The following is a 21,325-nucleotide window of genomic DNA, read 5'->3' as shown; positions in this document are numbered from 1 at the left end:
ATATAGAGCTTAAGTATTAGATTTAAATTCTGGTTACATTCTTTTGTTTGATTGTTGCAAGCTTGCGAATTATAATCTTCATCTTATTAATAAACTGAGCTAATATTTAGTTTACATTTGTTTGTTTATTGCTCTAAATGTCTTGGCTGTGTATTTGTGTATTACCAATGCAAGGTTTGGATTTTAAGGTGTTGCTGTGTTTATGCATACGTCATTGGTCTGTGGAAAATGGACACCAATAGGTTGCTTAAATCAGGATGTCCAATTATCTATTGGCGATTCTGTAGTAGTAACCTTTTATGACATGCAACGAGAGCTAGTCGATTTATCATTTAGTTATGAAGTGACGGTATCTGAGCAGGGAGGGCCTAATGCGTGGCCGCGCCTAATAGCAGAATATATTAATGTGCATGTTCCCTTAGTTAGCGCAGGGCGCATGACCGATACAGGGCTAGTAGTTGCTTATCGTTATAATCAAATATTTGCACTAGAATCAAGCGGTATTTGTAAAGCGGATGTTAGTTTTAATTGTTTGACTAAACGCAATGTGTCGGTAATAGAAAATAGCGCAGAATACGATAGCGTTTATCCCGCTGGTGGCGATAACTATAATGCGGGCATAAAAGTATTGCAGCCCAAAACAGGGCATATTTATCAGTGTAAAGCATGGCCATTTAGTGAATATTGCCGTGTTAATGGTGAGCAAAGTGCCATGTTTGAACCCGGTGTGGGTAAAAGCTGGGCTATGGCTTGGCAGCAAGTAAAATAAATAGCTTGTATACAGTTTTGAATTGGAATTATTTCTCAAGGTGTTTTTCTTAAGATATTCTTCTTGAGGTGCTCTCTTCCCAAGGTATAAAGACAACAATAAAAATTGCAGAAATTTTAGTAATTGTACTTATACCGTTTAGCCCGCTCAGCAATGAGTGGGCTTTTTTATTTTTATGGTAAACTGACAAATATTGTTATTTTTTAATCGGTTTATTTGTGTCTACTTCTGATTTTTCTTTGGCCTTGCTGCCAAGCTTCCCTATTGCTGAAAAGCAAGCCTATACCCTTAACACACACGATAAAACACGTATCGATAATTACTATTGGATGCGTGATGACGAACGTCAAAATAAAGATGTATTAGCGCATTTACATGCTGAAAACAGCTATTGTGAAGCGCAATTAGCGCCAATGCAGCCATTGCAAAACATTCTTTTTGAAGAGCTAAAGGGCCGTATTGTAAAAGACGACAATACAGTACCGGTTAAAGATGGCAAATACTGGTATCACTCTGAAGTGCGTGGCGATGACGAATATTCTCGTCATTATCGCAGTAGTGATATGAGTACTAGCGATAAGCAAATTTTATTAGATGTAAATAAGCTAGCGGCCGGATTTGAATTTTTTGAGCTAGGCGAAGTAGCACTGAGCCCGTGTGAGCAATTAATGGCGTACTCAGAAGATACTGAAGGGCGTCGTATTTATACCGTGCACTTTAAAAATATAACCACTGACGAAATGCTCACCGATAAGTTAGAAAACACCGAAGGCCAAGTGGTTTGGGCTAACGACAATAAAACGGTTTTTTACGTTAAAAAAGATCTAAAAACATTATTAGGTTACCAAGTATTTAGGCACGTGCTGGGTACAGAGCAAAGCCAAGATGTAATGGTGTACGAAGAGCAAGACAGCAGCTTTTTTATGGGGCTGGGCAAAAGTCGCGACGAAAGCCTTATTATTATTGATTTAGCCAGCACCGAAACTAACGACACTTGGGTACTTGATGCTGACCAGCCAAACGGCGAGTTCAACGCATTAATGCCACGCGAAGAAGGCCATGAATTTGACGTTGATAAGCTTGGCGATACTTTTTACATAGTGACGAATTGGCAAGCCAAAAACTTTCGCTTAATGACCGCAACCAGTCAAACTATTGTCGACAAAACCCAGTGGCAGCAGCACACAGCTCATCGCGATGATGTACTGCTTGAAGGTGTTGAATTATTTAACGACTTTTTAGTATTAAGTGAGCGCGAGCAAGGGCAAGCCCGTTTTGTGGTTGTTAATAAACAAGGTGAACGCATGACATTAGCGTTTGAAGATCCTTGCTACTACGCCGCCATAGCAATGAATCCAGAGCCAGAATCACGCAGTGCCCGTATTTACTACTCAAGCTTAACTACGCCTGGCTCGCTATACGATGTTGATTTAACTACAGGCGAAAAAACCTTACTAAAACAACAGCAAATATTAGGAGACTTTAACGCCGATAATTATCAGTCAGAACGCCTAATGATAACTGCACGCGATGGCGTAAAAGTACCTGTATCTGTTGTTTACCGTAAAGAGAGCTTTAAAAAGGACGGTACTAATCCGTTGTTTCAATATGGCTATGGTGCTTATGGCTATACTATTGATCCTAGTTTTTCGAGTACATCATTAAGCTTACTCGATCGCGGCTTTGTGTACGTTATTGCGCATGTGCGCGGCTCAGAAATGTTAGGCAGGCAGTGGTACGAGCAAGGTAAAAAACAACATAAACAAAACAGCTTTAACGACTTTATAGACGTTACTAAAGCGCTGGTTGAGCAAGGTTACGGCGATAAAAATAAAGTATTTGCATCGGGTGGCAGTGCGGGTGGTTTATTAATGGGAGCCGTGGTAAACCAAGCACCTGAGCTTTATTGTGGCGTTGGTTGTCATGTGCCATTTTTAGATGTGCTAACCACTATGTTAGATGAAAGTATTCCGCTAACCACCAACGAATACGACGAGTGGGGTAACCCTAACGATGCGCAATTTTATGATGTAATTGCAGCCTATTCGCCGTACGATAATATTTGCGCGCAAGAGTATCCGCATATGCTAATAACCACAGGGCTGCACGACTCACAGGTACAATATTGGGAACCGATGAAATGGGTAGCTAAAATGCGCGAGCTAAAAACCGATAATAATATTTTAGTATTTAAAACCGATATGGATGCCGGACACGGTGGCGCATCTGGGCGTTTTAAAAGCTTAGAAGAAAGAGCGCTCGAAATGGCCTTTTTTATCGCCTTACTAAATAATTAGGCAACAATTAAAAAGTGCACAAATAAAAACATCGCCACTGTAAAGTAGGCGATGTTTTTATTTTATAGCTGCTTAAATACAGCGGTTAATGCATTTTACTTTTATTAATCTAAGTAAGCTTTTAACATCCAAACAAGTTTTTCTTGCTCTGAAATATAATCACTCATTAGCGCGGCTGTACCTTCGTCGTTTGCATCGGCTGCTTGGCTTAAAATTTCGCGCTGCATTTTAATCAACACACTGTAACCTGCAAGTAAGTTCTCTACTGCAGCTACACCGTCGCTAATACCTTTAGCTTCTTTAATTTTACTTACTTCTAGGTAATCTGAAAACGCATGCAGTGGCGCACCATCTAGCGTTAAAATACGCTCAGCAACTTCATCTACTTTTAAAAGCAATAAGTTATAAATTTCTTCAAACTTAATGTGTAGTTCAAAAAAGTTACGGCCTTTAATATTCCAATGAAACCCACGTGCGTTCATGTACTGAATTTGATAGCTGCTCAGTAGCGAGTTTAATGACTTAATAATGTCTTCACTTTTTGCACTGTTTAAACCAATAGCATTTACCTGTGACATAGCTTGTTCCTTAAATAACCGTTAATAACGTTAACTGCTAATGAGTATTGCCTATCATCAGCCGTTAGTAAAATAATTTAAATAGATGGGATTAATAGCTTAAATAAATCGTGTACTTACATTACTTATAAAAATAATAAATAGATCATTAATAGTAATGGGTCGGATTAATTAAAATACCACCCCTGAAGGGAAAATATATCTTCAACACTACAAATCATGATCCAAAACAAGCTTTAAACAAGTTAAGTGCGCCGCTGTCGCATTAATTGATTTAGGTCAAAAATCATTCGACTTGATAACGCATAATAAGGAGGTAGCAATCATTAGGAGAAATAAAGTGAGCACAAAAACAGCTAAACAACATAAAGCTGAATTGATCGTAACGGGTATCGCCGTGGTAGTGTTTTTAATTGGCGTAATAGCGCATTTAGCCAGTGCCAGCTTTGCTAACTTTGATACTTTTGGTTATATAGCCGCACCTATACCACTAGTATTAGGTATTATATTTTTAATTAGTTATAAAATTGCAGCAGCGGCAGAAGATTAATCGTCTTCGTTTAAGCGCTCTAAAATATAATCGAGTACTTGGCGAGAGTAAATCATACTGGTATGGCTTAAATGAAACACTTTATGTTCGGCCATACCTTTGAGCTTGGTTTCATCAAGTAATACAGTGCCATCAGAGCAACTGCCTTTAACAATAAGCGGCATAAGCCCTATGGGTAAATCACCAGCAATACTGTAAAGTTTGGCTTTAAAAGGCCAATTACCGTTTTTAGAAAGTAAAAACTCTACGCTATTTTTTAAAAAAGATTCAAACCCTTTTTGCTGCATTTTTTGCGCAATATGGCTGCCTTTATGTGGGGTGCCTAAAGTAATTACTTTTTCAACATGTTGGCTTGCAGGCGAGTTCGCCTCAAGATACGCACGAGCAACAAGCCCGCCCATAGAATGGCAAACAAAAGCCGAAGGCTGATCGCCTATAAACTCATCTATTTGCGCAAAAATAGCATCGCGATTAGGAGTGAGCGTATTGTAAGTTAGGTTTAACACTTTTACGCCAGAACTTTTTAAGCGAGAGCACAACGGGCGCATCACAAAGCCAGACATATATAAGCCGTGTAAAACAATAACCTGCTTAACCTTCATACGCCCCTCACCTTGGTGTTATCACATTAACTGCTGTGGTTTTATTTCAATATTGGTCGTGTCGGTATTAACCCACATCTCGCCATCTTGAATAGTAATAGCAAGCTTTATATTACGATCAACCAAATTGGCCAAAGCTTGGGTAACACCATAATCTAAACTAAATATACTAAGGTTTTTAAAATCACGTAATTTAGGCTGCTGTTTTTGCCACCAAATAGCTTGGTTGTTTTCGCCATAAGTGTAAAGCACCACTTTTTTAGCTTTATTACAGGCTTTTTTAAGGCGCTTTTCGTCAGGTAAACCCAGCTCTATCCACAGCTCTATTTCTTCACTGTAGTTTTTATGCCACAGCTCGGGCTCATCGTCAGAACTTAATCCTTTGGTAAATTCTAAACCATCACAGCTATTGAGTGCAAAAGCGAGTAAGCGGATCATCAAACGTTGTTCGGTTTCTGAAGGATGCTGGGCCAAGGTTAAATTAAAATCTTGGTAAACGTGACGGTCCATATCGCTAAGCGACAACTGCACTTTCATAATGGTGGATTTAAGAGCCATAACTACTTATTTGAAAAAATTTGCGCCAGTATAGCGCAATTAAATGAATTGCCTGTGAAAATACCAAGAAATTTACAATAGTGTTTAACTGCTGCCATATCAATTTACTGAGTAAGATTAATAATTGTTAGTTATGTTTTATAGAGGTTGATTGGGTTTTATTCATGGGATTGAATTTTTTGTTTTTAGTTTGTATTGGGCATGAGGTTATTTTATTAGTTGCATACCTTATAGGCTGAAAAATAAAGAAAATTTGCTCAATGTAGCCACATACTTTTTATCCGAGCGTAAATAAGATATTTTTCTATCAAAGCTTTAGCGCGATAGCATGATTAAAATTTCAACGGCTAGTTTATTTTAAGAAGAATTAAATCCTCTTTGTGTAGTAAACTGACACTATTAGCCAAGTACAAAAAGTGTAATTGTACTCTTTAGTACCCCACACAGTACCCATGGCGTTATGGGTTAGAATAAAAGGTTTGCAAATCAAATGAGTAGAGCAGGAATACAGTGGTTCCCTGGGCACATGAATAAAGCCCGTAACGAAATTAAAGAAATAATGCCGCAAATGGATGTGATTATTGAGGTGCTTGATGCGCGCATTCCTTATAGTAGCGAAAACCCTATGGTGGCGACGCTGCGTGAAGGTAAACCGGTAATTAAAATTTTGAATAAAGCCGATTTAGCTGATCCCAAAATGACTCAAATATGGAAAGATTACTTTGAGCAAGAAAACGGCGTAAAAGCAATTGCTTTTGGTAATGATAAAGCGGCTGAAGTACACCGTATTAATGAGCTGTGTAAAAAGTTAGTGCCTCACAAGGTGGGTGCCGATAAGCAAATTAAAGCCATGATTATGGGTATTCCTAACGTGGGTAAATCTACGTTAATTAATGTGTTAGCTGGGCGTATAGTTGCTAAAACAGGTAACGAGCCTGCGGTAACTAAAGCGCAGCAACGTATTAAGCTTGAAGACGGCATTATGCTTTACGATACGCCGGGTATGCTATGGCCAAAAGTTGAAAATGAAAACTCGGGTTACCGCTTAGGCGCAACTGGCGCAATACGCGATACAGCACTTGAGTATGAAGAAGTGGCGAGCTACACCGCTGAGTATTTAATAAAGGCGTACCCTGAGCTACTAAAAACACGCTACAAAATAGATGAACTACCAGAGAGTGACTGGGAGTTTGTTGAATTAGCGGGTAAAAAGCGTGGTTGTATTCGTGGTGGTAACCAAATAGACACTTACAAAATGTCGGAAATTTTAATTAACGAACTACGCGATGGCATTATTGGCCGCATTACTATGGAAACCCCACAAATGCGTGAGGAGGAAGAGATAATGGTTGCTGGTTTACGTGCGGCTGCGGCGGCTAAAAAGCAAGCCAAAGAAGACGAAAAGTTACAACGCCGAGCGCGAGCGCGTAAAAATCGTCGTTAATAATTAACCTGAATTTAGATAACTGAAAGTAATTTAATAGCTAAATTACAGACATAAAAAAAGCCCGTAAGGGCTTTTTTAGTTTCATATCTACCGTCACCGATATGAGCAATGTAGCAAGTAAAATAGTAGGGCGGTTACTCGTTATCAACATCAAGGGGCGTTGTGTTGAATTTACAAGTAACCATAGCAGTTAACGTGCGCTACACGTTGTTCCAGGGTCGAGAAACAAATCAGTTTATTTCGTAACAAGTTAGGATGTACTCCCCTCTTGTTGATAGTGATTATCAATTAGATTTGGGCGCGTGTCAACACTCAAATGCAAATAGTTCTTATTTGTTTTTATCGTGCATATTTTGAATTGTTAGCACTAAAGTGGGTGCTGCTTTTTTCTGCAAAAACACATATGCTAGTTAAATAATTATAAAAATAATTAAAAGAATAAAACTATGTTTTCTATTTGGTCGATTAGCTTAATTGCCGTGGTGTATTTAGGCATATTGTTTGCTGTTGCAGGGTGGGCCGATAAGCGTAAGGTTTTACCTTTTAAAGGCTTAACTTATGGTTTGTCGTTAGGGGTTTATTGTACCTCGTGGGCTTTTTTTGGCACTACCGCACAGGCTGCAAGTAATGGCTGGTGGCTCGCCCCTACTTATGCGGGCACTATTATATTATTTATTTTTGGTTGGCAGCTATATTGCCGCATTGCGCATATTTGTCGGCAACAAAAACTTACCTCAATGGCCGACTTTATAGCCACTCGGTATGGACAATCATCGAGTTTGTCGGGTTTGGTGTCGCTTATTTCGGTGATTGCAATTGTGCCGTATATTTCTTTGCAGCTCAGTGCTACGGCGCAAAGTATTAACTTGCTTACCGACCGAGCACCCACGCAAAGTAATGCGGTGTGGGCCGACAGTACTTTTTATATCACCTTGCTTTTAGCTTTATTTGCTATTTTATTTGGTGCTAGGCGGTTACGCCCAAGCGAGCATAACCCAGGGCTTATCGCCAGTATTGCGTTTGAGTCGGTGGTAAAGTTACTGGCATTTATTACAGTGGGTTTATATGTTTGCTTTGCACTATTTGATAACCCAGTCGCCTTATACGAAAAAGCCTATGAGCTTAAACTACCCACCCAAGTTACCGCTACGCAAAGCCCTGTTTATGTATATGTTGCGCACACCTTACTAGGGCTTTTAGCTACGTTATGTTTGCCGCGTCAGTTTCATATGAGCTTTATTGAAAACAATAACGACAATGAACTGGCCAAAGCGCGGTGGATATTTCCACTTTATTTACTACTAATAAATTTATTTATTTTGCCTATAGCTTACGCCGGCTTGGTTTACTTTAATGGCAATGATATTGGCCACGATTCTTTTGTATTAGCATTGCCTATGGCGGCAAACAATACGCTGGTAACGTTATTGGCATTTTTAGGTGGGTTTTCGGCAGCAACCAGTATGGTGATTGTATCGTCGATTGTATTATCGGTAATGATCACTAATGATTTTATTAATCAGTTTATTTTACGTCGCTCGCAGCTTACCTCAAGTAGCCGTGGGTTAGATAAAAACAACTTATTACATGCGCGTAAAATTGTTATTGTGCTCATTTTACTACTTAGTTACTTTACTCACCGAGTACTTGGAGAAACCAGCACTTTAGCCACAGTGGGCTTAATGTCGTTTACTTTAGTGGCGCAGTTTGCACCTGCCATGATAATTGGTTTGTGGTGGCGACATGCCTCTTGCAGAGGCGCGCAACTGGGTATTTTAACCGGCTTTGTTATTTGGGGTTATACCTTACTATTACCAAACTTGGCCAGTGGCCTGGGTAGCCAAAGTAGTTGGCTAACAGAAGGGCCATGGCAAATAGCTTGGCTGGCGCCTACCGATTTATTGTCGCTTGGTTTGGAGAGTATTAGCCAAGCGTTATTGCTATCTTTAGGTGCAAATTGCTTAGTGTATTTATTAATGCCCTTTTTTAGCCAAGCCACTCTCGCTGAGCGATTACAAAGTAATAAATTTATTGCACAACCCCATGATTCACGCCTAGACACTACATTGCATCCGTTGAGTTACCATGACCTAGGGGCTTTATTGCAGCGTTTTGCTGAAAAAGAGGCCAGTCAATCGTTGGTTAATCATTATTTTCCTGATGATAAAAGCCAATGGAAAAGCCCGGCTAAAGCCGAGTTAGAGTTATTGGTAGAGCGTGAAATGTCGGCAGTAATAGGCGGTGCATCGGCACGGCTTATTTTAGACGTAGCTAAAAATGAGCAACGCCAACCATTAGAGCAAGTGGCCGAATTTGTAGATGAGGCCAGCCAAGTACTTAAATTTAACCGCGATCTTTTACAATCTACAATTGAAAACATTCAACAAGGTATAAGTGTGGTAGATAGTGAATTGCGTTTAGTGGCGTGGAATAAAGGCTATAAACGTATGTTTACTTACCCAGACGATGCTTTATATATTGGCCGGCCAGTAGCCGATATTATTCGCTTTAATGCGCTGCGAGGGTTATTTAATAGCGGTAATATTGCCATTGAAATAGATAAGCGCTTAGCGTATTTAAAGCAAGGCAGTGCTTATAAGTTTCAGCGTTCGCACAGCGATGGCCGAGTGTTCGAAATGCAAGGCAACCCACTGCCCGGTGGTGGCTTTGTAACTACTTATACCGATATTACCGAGTTTGTAAAACAACAAAAAGCACTAACGCTAGCCAATGTAAGCCTAGAGGAAAAAGTAGCAACTCGTACCGCAGCATTAACGCAAGCTAACCAAGAGTTATCGCAGGCAAAACAAGTAGCCGAGCAAGCTACTGTGAGCAAAACCCGCTTTTTTGCGGCGGCCAGCCATGACTTATTGCAACCATTTAATGCCGCCAGCTTGTTTTGTTCTTTAATGAACGAAAAAGCACAAAGCTCTGAGCTAAAAGCGCTAGCACTCAATATTAAAAACTCATTAGGCAGTGCAGAAGAACTGCTTAGCAGTATTTTAGAATTAACCAAGTTAGATTCTGGCTCATTTAAAGTGCAGGCCAGCGAGTTTGATGTTAGTAGTTTAATTGAGCCGCTACGCAACGATTATTCGGCATTAGCAGCAGAAAAAGGCCTTAAATTTATTGTAAAGCAATGCGATGTACGCATACATACAGATAAAGCACTGTTGCGGCGGGTATTACGTAATTTACTTAGTAATGCCATACGCTATACCGAGCGCGGCGAGGTACGCTTGAAAGTGTTGCTTGAAGATGACAGCCATGTGTCGTTTGTTATTGAAGATACCGGTGTGGGGATTGCCGCAAGCGATCAGCAAAGTATTTATCAAGAGTTTAAGCAGCTGGGCGAAAAGCCCAATGCCGAAGGCCTAGGGTTAGGATTGTCGATCACTAAGCGTATTTGCGACTTACTGCAAATACCTTTGGTTATGGGTTCTGAGCTAGGTAAAGGAACGCAATTTACGCTCACCATGGCATGCACAGTAAGTAAAGCGGTACAATCTACTCAGCGGGTAATGCTTAACCCCGATACCGAACTAGGTCGCTTGCGTATTTGGCTGCTTGATAACGATAAAAATGTGCTTGATGCACTTAAGCAACTACTGCAAAACTGGGGCTGCGAAATAGCCACGGCAACTAATTTAGCTGAGCTTGAGCAATTAAAAGCAAGCGCTGCATTACCACAACTACTTATTATTGATTATCAGCTCGATGATGGTGTAACCGGGCTTGAGGTGCTTAATAAGGCGCTGCTTACTAACTTGTCGGTAATTGTAAATACAGCAAATCATGATGAAAGCATACGTGAGCAAGTGCTTGATGCAGGTTATCCGCTATTGTATAAACCGCTAAAAGCACCGGCATTAAAGCGTATGATTAAGCGACTAACCAAGTAAGTTAACGTGTAGTGTTTGTGGGCTAGTTTACTTCTAACTTACCGACTTGCGATAGCTGGTTAAATAAAATGCCAGCTTGGGTGCGGTTATAAACGTTGAGTTTGCGTAAAATAGCAGAAACATGCTGCTTAATAGTGGTTTCTTGAATCGACATTTCAAAAGCTATTTGCTTATTCAGTAAACCGTCGGCAATCATGGCAAGTACGCGGTATTGTTGCGGGGTAAGCTTTTCGAGATTTAGGGCAAAGCTGCTTTGCTCGTCATTAACAACTACGTCGGTTAAATCAATATCTGCGGGCAGCCAAGTGTCGCCATTGAGTACATGGCCAATAGCTTCGCCTATTATATCGAGCGATGATGATTTAGGAATATAACCTGCGGCACCTAAGCTCATAGCTTGTTTTATAATGCTGGGAGTTTCGTTGGCAGAAACCATAATTACTAAAATGTCGGGGTAATGATTACGTAGTTGCGATAGCGCTTGTAGGCCATTAGCACCGGGAATGGTTAAATCTAAAAATATAAGTTCTATTTCTGGGTGTATTTTGAGTAAGGCAAACAGTCCGTCTATGTCGCTGGTTTCTTGTATATGTTCTTCAGGAACGCAGGTTGCGGCTGCTTGGCGTAATGCACTTCTAAACAACGGGTGGTCGTCGGCAATTATGGTATTCACAGCAAAAGACATTCCAAATATTCTCCAATACATTTAGTTATAAGTGATTTTGCACAGTGAAACAAGGTTTGTCTGTTGGGGATAACACAGACAAACCTTTCACATAATAAAGACTAGAAGCGGTAGCCAACAGTTAACGACACAGTACGTGGGTCGCCAAAGTAGCCAATTAAGGTATTATCACCGCCTAAACCAGGTTGGTATTTGCTTACATTCGTAGGATCACTCGGATCGGGTGCTACAAACTGGTAACCGCCAATCATGTATTCTTCATTGGTGAGGTTTTTACCATATACACCAGCGGTCCAATGGCCGTCGGCGCTGTACCAAGTAACGCCTAGATTAAGCAGTCCGTACGCGTCTTGAGTTAGTAGGCTGTCTTCTTCAAATAAGGCGTAATCACCACGGTGGTAGTAATTACCATTAACTACAAAGTCGCCCATATCTGTGTACATGCGGTACGTAGCGCCTAAGTTAAAGGTTAAGTCTGGCGTGTTTGATACGCTAAAGCGATCAGATTTATCAAAGGCTGCGCCGGTATTTGGGTCAAAATCAATTACGTTATCAAAGCTACTGTCTATATAACCAATTGAGGCATTAAAGCTTAGTGACTCAGTAGCAACATAGTTAAGCTCTATTTCTACGCCATCTGATGTTGATTCACCAATATTACCTAAACGTTGGTTTAGGTCAGATCCGCTGTCCCCTGGGAGTACCGAAATATACTGGCGGTCTTTATGATCAAGGGTAAACAAGGTTATGTTTGCGCGTAAGTTATTATTCCATTCGCTTTTCATACCAAATTCAAATGAATCAACAACTTCTGGCTTTGCTGCTGGTTCAGGCGTGGTGGCTCTTGGGTTAAATGTACCCGACTTAAAGCCTTGGGCGTAACTGGCAAAAAACATAATATCGTTACTGTATTGGTACTCAACGCCCGCTCTTGGGGTAAAGCGCGACCAATCTTCGCTATCATCTAGTACGGTAGGTACAAGTTGTCCTTCTGGACGAACATAACCTGGGATCCAGCCCGACTCAGGGTAAACAGTGTCGAATATGAGACCATTATTTACAATCGCTTCTTTGCTGTCTTTGGTATAACGTGCGCCTAGGGTCATTGACCATTTGTTATCAAAGTCGTAAGAGCCTTGAATATAAGCGGCTTTACTTTTTGAGTTACTACAACCACTTACTTCACGAGTTAAACCTGGTAAGTTTAAAGATTTACCAAATTCTTCGAGTATGGCTTCAAACTGGCCACACGACTCGCCATCGTAGTAATACAAGCCCGACACTAATTTATAGTTATCGCCTTGATGATTTAGTTGTATTTCGTGAGTGGTTTGCTCATCTTCATATATAGCGGGTACATCAAAAATACGCTTTGAGGTGTTATCAAAGTCGATATTGGTTGGCGAGTAACCATCTCGGCTGGCGCCAACATATTTAATGCTTGTGCTGTCACTCATATCCCAACGTGCGGTAAAACTATAACCTTCAAGCTCTACTTCGTTCCAGGTAGGTAAGCTGGTGTAAGAGTCGTATACGCTGTCGGGTACTGGAGCGTCAGTGAGTATACTAGGTAGTAAACGATAGCCGCCTTTTGAGTTTGAGGTGTCTTTGGTTTTATCCCAAGCAAGTTTAAAAAATAAGTCATCTGTTGGCGTGTACTCTAGGGTAACGCGGGCTGCGGTTACGTCTTTGTTGTAGTTTTCACGATCTTGATTGGTTAAATCTGAGGTTAAAAACTCACCAAAACCATCGCGGTTTAAAGTAGCAAAACCAAAGCCAACATAGAGCTTTTCATCAATAAGCGGTAGTTGCCCGGTAACTTTTAGATCTTTTTGACCATAACTACCTACCGTGCCTTTAATGTTAAGGGTTGCATCGCCATCCATTTCTTTGGTGACGTATTTAATTGCGCCGCCAATAGTGTTTTTACCATATAGCGTGCCTTGCGGGCCGCGTAGTACTTCAATTTGTTGCACGTCGAGCAGGTCAAGTACCGCGCCTTGTGGACGCGCTATGTATACGTCATCTATATAAATACCTACACCGGCTTCGTATCCCCATAGCGGATCTTGTTGGCCTACACCCCTAATAAATGCAGTAATAGTTGAGTTAGTACCACGGCTAGATTGCAGTGTAGTGTTAGGCGAAAATTGTTGTACTTCGGTCATTACACTAATACCGTTTTCAGCCAGTTCTTGTGCGCCAATAGAGGTTACTGCTACCGGTACTTCTTGTAAGTTTTCTACCGTTTTACGCGCCGTTACTTCAATGCGCTCTAGCTCGCCTTTGTTAACTTGGTTAGTTTGTTGTTCTGCTGCATAACTATTTGCACCGATCAGCGCCAATGACACAGCGAGTGTAACGGGTGCGACTTTTTTATTGAGCTTTATCATGTTGATTACCTTTTATTGTTGTGATTAATGCCAACGGAATAAATACCAGCTATTTATTTGCCTATACCTAAGTGCCGTTGTTTAAGCCTCGCCATCGCTAACTACTAAGATTGCTGCAGACCTTTACTCATTGCTCATGTCACCTGTTAACTACTTTAGAAGATTGTTACAAAAAATGAATTAGTACCATAGTGCTATACCTAGGTTAAACCCATATATAACAATGCCTGCAAGCCTAAATATAACTATGTAGTACCATAGTGCTATGTATTTAATTACAAATAAGCAACAATATAATTAACATTACTGCGATGTCACCTCATCTTTGTAATAACAATAACTTTAGGAAAGCTTATGCTGAGCATGATAGGGCTAGTAGGTGGTTTAATACTGCTGATTATTTTAACTTTGCGCGGGGTAAATTTATTTATAGCCGCACCGCTATGCGCGTTACTTGTAGCACTGAGTAGCGACATGGCAATTTTTCCTGTCACGGCCGATATTAATTTTATTAATGCTTATATGGATGGTTTTGCTAGTTTTTTAAGTGCATGGTTTTTTATGTTCTTGCTGGGATCACTATTTGGTAAGTTTATGGAAGACACCGGCGCTGCCGATAGTGTGGCCAGTTATATAGTTGGCAAATTAGGTATGAAACATGCTGTTTTAGCAATAGTGATAGCGTGTGCGGTATTAACCTATGGTGGTGTTAGTTTATTTGTGGTGGCTTTTTCGGTGTACCCAATGGCGCTTAGCTTATTTAAAGACGCAAACCTGCCACGGCGCTTTATTCCGGCTACGCTGGCTTTTGGCTCGGTTACTTTTACTATGACCTCGGCAGGATCGCCCGAAATTCAAAATTGGATCCCAATAAAATATTTAGGCACCTCCCCCTATGCCGCATGGGAAGTAAGCCTAGTGGTGGCTATTTTTATGGCGACATTTGGCTATTATTGGCTCAATAAAATGATAAAAAAAGCGCTTGCCAATGGTGAGCATTTTGAAGAGCGCGATGACGATCCAAGCGTGGTTGATCGTAAAAGGCCACACCCTATTACTGGGCTTATTCCGCTATTAGTGGTGCTGCTATTGTCATTCACTTTACATGATACATTACAACAAACCGCGCTTATTATTGCCCTACTAGGTGGCGTGCTGAGTATTATGGTAATTAACTTTAAGTACTTTCATGATCTGGCTGGCGCTGTAAATGTAGGAATAACCGGGGCATTAGTGGCAATAGGAAATACAGCCGCGGTAGTTGGGTTTGGTGCAGTTGCCAAAGTGTCACCAGCATTTACTGCCGCGGTTGAAGTAATGACCCATATGCCAGGTAATGAGCTAGTAGGCGCGGCTGTAGCGGTAAGTGTAATAGCGGGGCTAACGGGTTCTGCCTCAGGAGGGCAAGTTATTGCATTACCACTGGTTGCTCCAGGATATATAGATATGGGGGTTAACCCAGAGCAACTACACCGCGTGGTAGCTATTAGTTCAGGTGCGCTAGATACCTTGCCGCACAATGGTTATGTAGTTACTTTGATCCGCGCTATTTGTAAAGAAACACATCAGCGTGCTTATTGGTCTATGGCTGCGTTAACAACCGTAGTACCGCTAATTGGGGTTGCATTAGCAATTGGCTTATTTATTTTCTTTTAAGGGATAACAATGAAAACTAAATTAATAATGAGTGTACTGCTGTTAATAGTAAGCACAGTTGCTTATAGCAATGATAAAACAGCGCCTATGTTGGTTGAAAAACAACATTTTACCACTAAAAATTTTACTACTGTGTCGGGAGTTACGCTTAGCCAAGTAGACGTAGGCTGGGAGAGCTACGGTACTTTAAATAAAGCTAAAGATAATGTGGTACTAATTACGCATTATTTTTCGGGCACGTCGCATGCAGCTGGTAAATATAAAGCCGACGATGCCTTAGCGGGTTATTGGGATGCGTTAATTGGCCCAGGTAAAGCAATCGACACTAATAAATACTTTGTTATTAGCTCAGACACTTTAGTTAATGCCAATTGGCACGATCCTAATGTAATTACGACTGGCCCTGCATCAACTAATCCGGCAACAGGTAAACCGTATGGCCTTGATTTTCCGGTAGTGACCATTACTGATTTTGTTGAAGTGCAAAAACGCTTACTCGATAGTTTAGGTATTAACAAACTGCATGCCGTAATGGGGGCATCAATGGGATCGTTTCAGGCACTTGAGTGGGCGGTACGTTATCCAGAGCAAGTAGAGCGCTTAGTACATGTAATTGGTGCGGCAACCATGGATGCATGGACTGTGTCGGCACTAGAAAAGTGGGCTATGCCAATTCGTTTAGATAAAAACTGGCAGCAAGGTAATTACTATAATAAAGAACGCCCACTTGCAGGGCTTACCGCTACGCTACTAAACATTACCCAAGATGCTATGCATCCGCTTATTTATAACGCTAGTTTCCCACATTTTGAGGTGCTAGATGACGGCGCACTGCAAGATATTCGTACTCTACCAAAAGTAAACCAGGTTTTAGAGGCTAGAGCATTAGCTAAAGCTAAGCTTCAAGATGCAAACCATGTGTTGTACTTAGTGCGAGCATCGCAGTTATTTACCGCAGGTAGATCAGCCAATTTAACTGATGCCCTAAAAAAGGTGCAGGCAAAAACCTTATTGCTACCTGCCACTAACGATTTATTACTACGTCCCGAAAATGTCCGCAAAATGCACTCAATAATGGATGAACTAGGTAAGGAGGTTACTATTTCTGAAATTGCGGGAGGCTGGGGTCATTTAGATGGGCTGTTTTCGATTGCGCCTAAAGCGCAGCAAATTAGTGAGTTTTTAGCCAACTAGGAGGCCTGCATGAGCAAAACAATTTTAATAACCGGTGCAGCCAGCGGTATTGGCTTATATATAGCACAGCAATTAGCCGTAGCGGGTCATCATATTATAGTAACCGACCTAAATGCAGCGCACGCAAAAGAAGCGGCAGAAGATATTGTTACTAATGGCGGAAAAGCCCAAGGTTATGCATTAAATGTGGCCGACAGCGAGGCAATTACCGTTTTTTTTAAGCAGTTACCGCAAGCTGTTGATGTACTTATAAATAATGCCGGCATTCAGCACGTAGCAAAGCTTGAAGAATTTCCGGCTGATAAATGGCAATTTTTGCAGCAAGTAATGCTAGTTGGGCCCGCAATGATGACCCAAGCGGTATTGCCTAAAATGCGCGAACAAAATTTTGGCCGAATTATTAATATTGGCTCTATTCATGCCATGGTGGCCTCTAAATATAAGTCGGCCTATGTGGCCGCCAAACATGGCTTAATTGGCTTTAGTAAAACCATAGCGCTTGAAACAGGAGATGCCAATATAACCATTAATACCGTGTGCCCCGCGTATGTGAAAACTCCGCTAGTAGAGCAGCAAATTGCCGCACAAGCCAAAGAGCATGGTTTATCTGAGCAACAAGTTATCGATACTATTATGCTAGCACCCATGCCTAAAAAAGCCTTTATTGGTTTAGATGAAATACACCATACGGTAACCTTTTTAATGGCTGATGCGGCGCGAAACATTACCGCACAAGCTATAGCAATAGATGGCGGCTGGACCGCACAATAGGAGCTAACAATGGCAGGATTCGATAAAGTAGTAAGCAGTTACAGCGAAGCAATGGCAGGGCTTGAGGATGGCATGACAGTGATTGCCGGTGGTTTTGGCTTGTGCGGTATACCGGAGGGACTTATTGGCCAAATTAAACGCCAAGGTATTCGTAACTTAACTGTGGTGTCTAATAACTGTGGCGTAGATGGTTTTGGTTTAGGCGTGTTACTAGAGGATAAACAAATACGCAAAATGGTGGCCTCGTATGTGGGCGAAAATGCCTTATTTGAGCAGCAACTACTTAGTGGTGAGCTAGATGTAGAGCTTACTCCACAAGGTACACTGGCTGAAAAAATGCGCGCTGGTGGTGCAGGTATTCCTGCTTTTTATACCGCCACTGGAGTAGGCACGCCAGTGGCTGAGGGCAAAGAAACGCGCAATATTAATGGTCGAGACTACTTGTTAGAACACAGTATTACCGGTGACTTTGCCATTGTAAAAGCCTGGAAAGCGGATCGCTTTGGTAATTGTATTTATCGCCATACCGCGATGAACTTTAATCCTATGGCCGCCACCGCAGGTAAAATAACTGTACTCGAAGTAGAAGAAATTGTAGAGCCTGGGGAGTTAGAGCCAAGCCAAATACACACTCCCGGTATTTATATCGATCGGGTTATAAAAGGGGTGTTTGAAAAACGCATAGAAAAAGTGACCACCCAAGCAGCAAAGCAATAAGGAGTAAGCTAATGGCATTAACACGTGAACAAATCGCCAAGCGAGTCGCGATGGAATTACAAGATGGCTATTACGTTAATTTAGGCATTGGTATTCCTACCTTAGTAGCTAACTATGTCCCCGATAATATTGCAGTAATGCTGCAATCAGAAAATGGCCTACTGGGTATGGGGCAGTATCCTACTGCCGATGCGCTCGATGCTGATATGATAAACGCCGGTAAAGAAACCGTTACTGCCGCCACTGGCGCAGCAATTTTTAACTCAGCCGAAAGCTTTGCGATGATCCGCGGCGGTCATGTTGACTTAACCGTATTGGGTGCCTTTGAGGTTGACCAAAACGGCAATATTGCTAGCTGGATGATCCCCAATAAGTTAATAAAAGGTATGGGCGGTGCGATGGATTTAGTGGCTGGTGCAAAAAACATTATTTGTACCATGACCCACGCTAACAAGCATGGTGAGTCAAAATTACTCAGTGAGTGCAGCTTACCGCTCACCGGCGTGGGGTGTATTAATAAAGTAATTACCGACTTGGCCTTACTGGAAATTAAAGATGGTGCATTTCATTTATTAGAGCGCGCCCCCGGAGTGAGCGTAGAAGAAATTCAAGCGAAAACACAGGGGCGTTTAATTATCCCTAAAAACACACCCGAAATGACATTTTAATAATAGCTTATTAATTAAGCCCGCATTGTTGCGGGTTTTTTTATAACTTAAAAAGCTACCAATTTATTTATTATAAAACCACTTTAAATATAAAGGCACTATAAATCAAAGAGTAATGCGCGGCTAGTTTTGTCCTTTTTGCGCATGGTTTTTATGCACAAAAAGCGCGTAAAGATCATCAATGCACCTTACCGTCTAAATATTTAGTTAATTTCACGTTAACAATAAGCTGCGCTTTAGATAGCAGTTTGTAGTCGCTTATCTACCTGACAATAAATACACCAACACAGCGTGGAGACAACAATGAAAGCAAGTAACACACAACTCGCTTTGGCAGTAGCTGCCGCATTAGCGAGCACATCAGTTTTAGCCGATAACGATACCGATAAATTACAACAGCAATTAGATGCATTACAAAAAGAAGTCAGTGCATTAAAAAAATCGAGTGGTTTTAATTTAGAGTTTGGTGGACGCGTACAGCTTGACTACAACTATTTTGATGGCGCTTACAATGCAGATAATGGCGGCTCTGGCGGCAGTGATTTTTTTCCGCGACGTATTCGTACTTACGTTGCTAGCGAGCATGGTAATTGGGATCACAAGTTATTACTCGAATTTGGCGAAGGCACAGCTGAAATTGTTATGGCACGTGTACGTTATGCGTTTGATAACGGGCTTAAAATTAAAGCAGGTAAAATTCGCGAAGATATATCGCTTAATGCATTAACCAGCTCAAAACATATCAACACTATTGAGCGTAGTAGTTTAGCAAATACCTTCTCGCCATTTTTTCGTTGGGGTGCATCGGCTTACCAATACTTTAAAGATTCGGGATTTCGCTACGCAGTGGGTGTTTATAAAAATGATGCCTTTGGCGCAACGGGTAATGATGAAAACGACAGGCTAACTTTGGCTGCAACAGGGCGCGTAACGTGGTCAAGTGCTGCACCGGGTGATGTGATTCATTTAGGGGCGTGGCATTCATATCGTGATATGGGCGGCAATGAATTAGGTGCGCGTTTTGCTCGTGGAGAAGTTCGCGAAGCTAATACTAGGCTTGTTGATTATGCCGCTGGTGGCGTAACCGCAGCACTTGATAGCTTATCGCAAAGCGGACTTGAATTTGCTTACCAAGCAGATTCTTTAACCCTTGAAGCTGAATATGCAAGCCGCTCGTTAAACGCAGTTAATAGCGCAGACTTGCTAGATGGCGAGCGCTTTGATGGTTTTCATGTATCGGCAAGTTACTTTTTAGGTGGCGAGCAGCGCCAATACAAAGCAAGTTCAGCATTATTTGTACAACCTAAAAACATTAAAAATGCATGGGAGTTAGTTGCGCGTGTTTCACAAATGGATGCAACTAGCAGCTTACAAGGGACGCAAGCAACTACTTATACATTAGGCACATCTTATTACATCAGTAGCGATATTAAGTTTATGGGCAACCTTATTTACAGTGATGTGACAGGCCCTGGTACTACAGCTTTGGTAGGCGATGAAGACTCTGGTATGGGCTTTAGTGCGCGTATGCAGTATTTATTTTAAGGAATCATACAATGAAATTATTTAAGTCACTTAAATCACTAAAAACCACAGTACTTGCAGCATCGCTGGTACTTAGCAGCCCATTTGTAATGGCCGACATTCACTTTTTAGTACCTGGCGGCCCTGGTGGCGGTTGGGATACAACAGCACGTGGTGTAGGCGAAGGTTTAGTTAAGTCAGGTATTGAAGATAATGCGTCTTTTCAAAATATGTCGGGTGGCGGCGGCGGTCGTGCTATTGCTTACTTAATTGAGTCGGGCACTAAAAAGGGCGATATTTTAATGGTTAACTCAACACCTATCGTATTGCGTGCATTAACTGGTCGCATTCCTTATAGCTACCGCGATTTAACTCCTGTTGCCAGCATGATTGCCGATTATGGCGCATTTGTGGTGCGTAACGATTCGCCATTTAAAACGTGGCAAGATGTTGTTAAATCAATCAAAGAAGATCCAAGCTCAGTAAAGGTAGCGGGCGGTTCTGCGCGTGGCAGTATGGATCATTTAGTTGCAGCGCAAGCAGTTAAAGCGGCGGGTATTGATGGTCGACGTTTACGTTATATTCCTTACGACGCCGGTGGTAAAGCAAAAGCTGGATTACTATCAGGCGAAGTTAACTTACTTTCTACCGGCTTAAGTGAAGCACTAGAAGTAGCTAATGGTGGTCAAGCACGCATTTTAGCGGTTACCTCAGGTGGGCCGTTACCGGATTACCCAGAAATACCTACCCTTAAATCTCTTGGTTACGATATGGAATTTGTAAACTGGCGTGGTTTTTTTGCAGCGCCGAACTTACCTGCTGAAAAATTGGCAGAGTACACCAAAAAACTGCGCAAATTACAAAGTACTCCTGAGTGGGAAGTTGTCCGTGCACGTAACGGTTGGTTAAATTTATTCCAAGAAAAAGAGCAGTTTATTAAGTCATTAGAAGCGCAAGAAGCGCAGCTTAAAGTAGTGATGGAAGAGCTTGGCTTTATCCGTACATTGCAATAAT

General features: G+C 41.5%; 17 protein-coding genes. 12 read left to right on the top strand and 5 right to left on the bottom strand.

Annotated features, from left to right (window positions below; all coding sequences use genetic code 11):
- The first annotated feature begins 202 nt into the window (after window positions 1-202).
- Together PNIG_RS16260 and PNIG_RS16255 are read left to right on the top strand one after the other, a co-directional pair.
- A complete protein-coding gene (locus PNIG_RS16260; protein ID WP_089368992.1) occupies window positions 203-769 on the top strand; it encodes a chitin-binding protein in 567 nt (188 codons plus the stop codon).
- Between the two features lie 218 nt (window positions 770-987).
- The gene (locus tag PNIG_RS16255) at window positions 988-3,066 is read left to right on the top strand and encodes a S9 family peptidase (RefSeq protein WP_089368895.1); all 2,079 of its coding nucleotides are present in this window, start codon (window positions 988-990) and stop codon (window positions 3,064-3,066) included.
- 104 nt (window positions 3,067-3,170) lie between these two features.
- On the opposite strand, the gene PNIG_RS16250 is transcribed toward PNIG_RS16255, so the two are convergent.
- Window positions 3,171-3,644: a Dps family protein gene (locus PNIG_RS16250; RefSeq protein WP_011329579.1), complete on the bottom strand. Its 474-nt coding sequence runs from the start codon at window positions 3,642-3,644 to the stop codon at window positions 3,171-3,173.
- Between the two features lie 340 nt (window positions 3,645-3,984).
- Between PNIG_RS16250 and PNIG_RS16245 the strand changes: the two genes are divergently transcribed.
- The gene (locus PNIG_RS16245; protein WP_011329578.1) at window positions 3,985-4,194 is read left to right on the top strand and encodes a hypothetical protein; all 210 of its coding nucleotides are present in this window, start codon (window positions 3,985-3,987) and stop codon (window positions 4,192-4,194) included.
- On the opposite strand, the gene PNIG_RS16240 is transcribed toward PNIG_RS16245, so the two are convergent.
- Both PNIG_RS16240 and PNIG_RS16235 read right to left on the bottom strand, forming a co-directional pair.
- Entirely contained in the window at window positions 4,191-4,796 is a 606-nt protein-coding gene (locus tag PNIG_RS16240) for a PGAP1-like alpha/beta domain-containing protein (protein ID WP_086993140.1), read from the bottom strand. The genes PNIG_RS16245 and PNIG_RS16240 overlap by 4 nt on opposite strands.
- A gap of 21 nt (window positions 4,797-4,817) precedes the next feature.
- On the bottom strand, window positions 4,818-5,354 hold the full coding sequence (locus tag PNIG_RS16235) for a YaeQ family protein (RefSeq protein WP_058374423.1): 537 nt from the start codon (window positions 5,352-5,354) through the stop codon (window positions 4,818-4,820).
- 490 nt (window positions 5,355-5,844) lie between these two features.
- Between PNIG_RS16235 and ylqF the strand changes: the two genes are divergently transcribed.
- The gene (gene ylqF, locus PNIG_RS16230) at window positions 5,845-6,798 is read left to right on the top strand and encodes a ribosome biogenesis GTPase YlqF (RefSeq protein ID WP_011329575.1); all 954 of its coding nucleotides are present in this window, start codon (window positions 5,845-5,847) and stop codon (window positions 6,796-6,798) included.
- A gap of 449 nt (window positions 6,799-7,247) precedes the next feature.
- Entirely contained in the window at window positions 7,248-10,703 is a 3,456-nt protein-coding gene (locus tag PNIG_RS16225; protein ID WP_089368894.1) for a PAS domain-containing hybrid sensor histidine kinase/response regulator, read from the top strand.
- Window positions 10,704-10,725: 22 nt separating this feature from the next.
- Here PNIG_RS16225 and PNIG_RS16220 read toward each other — a convergent pair whose 3' ends face one another.
- A complete protein-coding gene (locus PNIG_RS16220; protein WP_011329573.1) occupies window positions 10,726-11,388 on the bottom strand; it encodes a response regulator transcription factor in 663 nt (220 codons plus the stop codon).
- A gap of 101 nt (window positions 11,389-11,489) precedes the next feature.
- Window positions 11,490-13,781: a TonB-dependent receptor gene (locus PNIG_RS16215; protein WP_011329572.1), complete on the bottom strand. Its 2,292-nt coding sequence runs from the start codon at window positions 13,779-13,781 to the stop codon at window positions 11,490-11,492.
- Between the two features lie 354 nt (window positions 13,782-14,135).
- Between PNIG_RS16215 and PNIG_RS16210 the strand changes: the two genes are divergently transcribed.
- From PNIG_RS16210 to PNIG_RS16180, 7 genes are all read left to right on the top strand, one after another.
- Window positions 14,136-15,437 carry a GntP family permease gene (locus tag PNIG_RS16210; protein ID WP_089368893.1) on the top strand — a complete coding sequence of 434 codons (1,302 nt, stop codon included), beginning with the start codon at window positions 14,136-14,138 and terminating at the stop codon, window positions 15,435-15,437.
- A gap of 9 nt (window positions 15,438-15,446) precedes the next feature.
- Window positions 15,447-16,631 (top strand): E22 family MetX-like putative esterase, encoded by a 1,185-nt coding sequence (locus PNIG_RS16205; RefSeq protein ID WP_089368892.1) that lies wholly within the window; start codon window positions 15,447-15,449, stop codon window positions 16,629-16,631.
- A 9-nt stretch (window positions 16,632-16,640) separates the two neighbouring features.
- Complete coding sequence (locus PNIG_RS16200) at window positions 16,641-17,402, top strand: 3-hydroxybutyrate dehydrogenase (protein WP_089368891.1); 762 nt, start codon at window positions 16,641-16,643, stop codon at window positions 17,400-17,402.
- A 9-nt stretch (window positions 17,403-17,411) separates the two neighbouring features.
- Entirely contained in the window at window positions 17,412-18,119 is a 708-nt protein-coding gene (locus PNIG_RS16195; RefSeq protein ID WP_011329568.1) for a CoA transferase subunit A, read from the top strand.
- A gap of 11 nt (window positions 18,120-18,130) precedes the next feature.
- Window positions 18,131-18,787, top strand: coding sequence for a 3-oxoacid CoA-transferase subunit B (locus PNIG_RS16190; protein WP_024594936.1), 657 nt, complete (start codon window positions 18,131-18,133; stop codon window positions 18,785-18,787).
- A 303-nt stretch (window positions 18,788-19,090) separates the two neighbouring features.
- Complete coding sequence (locus PNIG_RS16185; RefSeq protein WP_089368890.1) at window positions 19,091-20,332, top strand: OprO/OprP family phosphate-selective porin; 1,242 nt, start codon at window positions 19,091-19,093, stop codon at window positions 20,330-20,332.
- Between the two features lie 11 nt (window positions 20,333-20,343).
- Entirely contained in the window at window positions 20,344-21,324 is a 981-nt protein-coding gene (locus tag PNIG_RS16180; RefSeq protein WP_089368889.1) for a Bug family tripartite tricarboxylate transporter substrate binding protein, read from the top strand.
- Window position 21,325: the final 1 nt, after the last annotated feature.

Source organism: Pseudoalteromonas nigrifaciens, from assembly GCF_002221505.1.
Taxonomy (GTDB): domain Bacteria; phylum Pseudomonadota; class Gammaproteobacteria; order Enterobacterales; family Alteromonadaceae; genus Pseudoalteromonas; species Pseudoalteromonas nigrifaciens.
The sequence above is the reverse complement of the archived record's forward strand: the minus strand, read 5'-3'. Positions and strand labels throughout refer to the sequence as shown.

Coding starts and splice junctions, on each gene's coding strand:
- PNIG_RS16235 (WP_058374423.1), bottom strand. CDS start 5,354: ATGGCTCTTAAATCCACCATTATGAAAGTGCAGTTGTCGCTTAGCGAT.
- PNIG_RS16195 (WP_011329568.1), top strand. CDS start 17,412: ATGGCAGGATTCGATAAAGTAGTAAGCAGTTACAGCGAAGCAATGGCA.
- PNIG_RS16210 (WP_089368893.1), top strand. CDS start 14,136: ATGCTGAGCATGATAGGGCTAGTAGGTGGTTTAATACTGCTGATTATT.
- PNIG_RS16200 (WP_089368891.1), top strand. CDS start 16,641: ATGAGCAAAACAATTTTAATAACCGGTGCAGCCAGCGGTATTGGCTTA.
- PNIG_RS16220 (WP_011329573.1), bottom strand. CDS start 11,388: ATGTCTTTTGCTGTGAATACCATAATTGCCGACGACCACCCGTTGTTT.
- PNIG_RS16260 (WP_089368992.1), top strand. CDS start 203: ATGCATACGTCATTGGTCTGTGGAAAATGGACACCAATAGGTTGCTTA.
- PNIG_RS16180 (WP_089368889.1), top strand. CDS start 20,344: ATGAAATTATTTAAGTCACTTAAATCACTAAAAACCACAGTACTTGCA.
- PNIG_RS16215 (WP_011329572.1), bottom strand. CDS start 13,781: ATGATAAAGCTCAATAAAAAAGTCGCACCCGTTACACTCGCTGTGTCA.
- PNIG_RS16185 (WP_089368890.1), top strand. CDS start 19,091: ATGAAAGCAAGTAACACACAACTCGCTTTGGCAGTAGCTGCCGCATTA.
- PNIG_RS16190 (WP_024594936.1), top strand. CDS start 18,131: ATGGCATTAACACGTGAACAAATCGCCAAGCGAGTCGCGATGGAATTA.
- PNIG_RS16225 (WP_089368894.1), top strand. CDS start 7,248: ATGTTTTCTATTTGGTCGATTAGCTTAATTGCCGTGGTGTATTTAGGC.
- ylqF (WP_011329575.1), top strand. CDS start 5,845: ATGAGTAGAGCAGGAATACAGTGGTTCCCTGGGCACATGAATAAAGCC.
- PNIG_RS16205 (WP_089368892.1), top strand. CDS start 15,447: ATGAAAACTAAATTAATAATGAGTGTACTGCTGTTAATAGTAAGCACA.
- PNIG_RS16240 (WP_086993140.1), bottom strand. CDS start 4,796: ATGAAGGTTAAGCAGGTTATTGTTTTACACGGCTTATATATGTCTGGC.
- PNIG_RS16250 (WP_011329579.1), bottom strand. CDS start 3,644: ATGTCACAGGTAAATGCTATTGGTTTAAACAGTGCAAAAAGTGAAGAC.